Origin of the sequence: Mesorhizobium sp. M7A.F.Ca.CA.004.04.2.1, from assembly GCF_004022825.1 — a bacterium.
Taxonomy (GTDB): domain Bacteria; phylum Pseudomonadota; class Alphaproteobacteria; order Rhizobiales; family Rhizobiaceae; genus Mesorhizobium.
In genome coordinates, this window is record NZ_RZPH01000214.1 from 1 (window position 1) to 2,457 (window position 2,457).

At 62.3% G+C, this 2,457-nt stretch carries 1 pseudogene; it reads right to left on the reverse strand.

The features are described 5' to 3' along the window. A pseudogene (locus EN893_RS39185) lies at nucleotides 1–2,457 on the reverse strand (DNA-directed RNA polymerase subunit beta'); the annotation flags it as partial.

The following is a 2,457-nucleotide window of genomic DNA, read 5'->3' on the forward strand; positions in this document are numbered from 1 at the left end:
TCCTGGAAGGAGGCGGCCGAGATGAAGGACGGCGTCTGCAGCGATGCCTTGGTGATGCCGAGCAGCACCGGCAGGCCTTCGGCCGGCTTCTTGCCGTCCTCGACCAGACGCTCGTTGACCTCTTCCAGTTCGATCACGTCGACATGATCGCCCGGGATGTAGGTCGAATCGCCCTGCACCGTGATCTCGACCTTCTGCAGCATCTGGCGAACAATCACCTCGATGTGCTTGTCGTTGATCGACACGCCCTGCAGACGATAGACTTCCTGGATCTCGTTGACGAGGTAGGAAGCAAGTGCCTCCACGCCCTTGATCGCCAGGATGTCGTGCGGCGCCGGATTGCCGTCGAGGATGTAGTCGCCCTTCTCGATGACGTCGCCGTCCTGGAGATGGAACGGCTTGCCCTTCGGGATCAGGTATTCGACCGGCTCAAGCGTCGAGTCATGCGGCTCGATGATGATGCGACGCTTGTTCTTGTAGTCGCGGCCGAAGCGGATCGTGCCGTCGATCTCGGCGATGATGGCGTGATCCTTCGGACGACGTGCCTCGAACAGCTCGGCAACACGCGGCAGACCGCCGGTGATGTCCTTGGTCTTGGCGCTTTCCATCGGAATACGCGCCAGCACGTCGCCGGGGCGAACCTGCGAACCCGGCTCGACCGAAAGAATGGCCTCGACCGAGAGCAGGAAGCGGGCGTCGCCGCCCTTCGACAGCTTGCCGACCTTGCCCTTGGCGTCCTGGATCGCAATCGCCGGCTTCAGGTCGTTGCCGCGTGGCGTCGAGCGCCAGTCGATGACCTCACGCTTGGTGATGCCGGTCGACTCGTCGGCCGTTTCCTGAACGGAAATGCCGTCGACCAGATCCTCGTACGACACCCTGCCCTCGATTTCGGTGAGGACCGGACGGGTATAGGGATCCCACTCGGCGATACGCTGGCCGCGCTTCACCTTGTCACCATCGTCCACGAAGATGCGCGAACCATAGGTGAGGCGGTGCGAGGCGCGCTCCTTGCCGGCTTCGTCGAGGATCAGAACCGCCATGTTGCGGCCCATGACCATCTGCTGGCCGTCGGAGTTGCGCACCACGTTGCGGTTGCGGATCTCGACCTTGCCCTCATACGAGGCTTCAAGGAACGAGCTGTCCACGACCTGCGCGGTACCGCCCATGTGGAAGGTACGCATGGTGAGCTGGGTGCCCGGCTCGCCGATCGACTGCGCCGCGATGACGCCGACGGCTTCGCCCTGATTGACCGGGGTGCCGCGGGCCAGATCGCGACCGTAGCAGACCGCGCAGACGCCAACCCTGACTTCGCAAGTCAGTGCCGAGCGGATGCGGACCGACTGGACGCCGGCCTTTTCGATCTGTTCCACGTCACGCTCGTCCATCAGCGTTCCGGCCTTGACCAGGATCTCGCCCGACACCGGATGGGTGATGTCGTCGAGCGACGTACGGCCCAGCACGCGCTGGCCGACCGAAGCGACGACCTGACCGGCATCGACGATCGGCTGCATGGTGAGGCCCTTGTCGGTGCCGCAGTCGACGGAGTTGACGATGCAATCCTGCGCCACGTCGACCAGACGACGGGTGAGGTAACCCGAGTTCGCCGTCTTCAAGGCGGTGTCGGCCAGACCCTTGCGGGCGCCGTGGGTCGAGTTGAAGTACTCGAGCACGGTCAGGCCTTCCTTGAAGTTCGAGATGATCGGCGTCTCGATGATTTCACCCGACGGCTTGGCCATGAGGCCGCGCATGCCGGCAAGCTGGCGCATCTGGGTGGGCGAGCCACGCGCACCGGAGTGCGACATCATGTAGATCGAGTTCATCGGCTTCTGACGGCCATTGTCCTCGAACTCGACCGCCTTGATACGGGCCATCATTTCGTCGGCGACCTTTTCCGAGCACTTGGCCCAGGCGTCGACGACCTTGTTGTACTTCTCGCCCTGCGTGATCAGACCGTCATTGTACTGCTGCTCGTATTCCTTGGCCAAAGCCTCGGTGTCGGAGACCAGCTTGATCTTGGCATCCGGGATCAGCATGTCGTCCTTGCCGAACGAAATGCCGGCACGGCAGGCATGGCTGAATCCGAGCGCCATGATGCGATCGCAGAAAATGACCGTCTCCTTCTGACCGCAATGGCGGTAGACGGTGTCGATCATCTTGGAGATGTTCTTCTTGGTCATCTCCTGGTTGGCGGTCTCGTAAGGCACGTTGACGTTCTTCGGCAGAAGCTCGCCGATGATCATGCGGCCAGGCGTCGTGTCATGGATCTTCGACACGACCTTGCCTTCGGCGTCGACCGTACGGAAACGACCCTTGATCTTGGAGTGCAGCGTCACCGCCTTGGTCTCGAGCGCGTGCTGGAGTTCGCCCATGTCGGCAAACACCATGCCCTCGCCCGGCTCGTTCTGGTTGACGATCGAGAGATAATAGAGACCCAGAACCATGTCCTGCGACGGCACG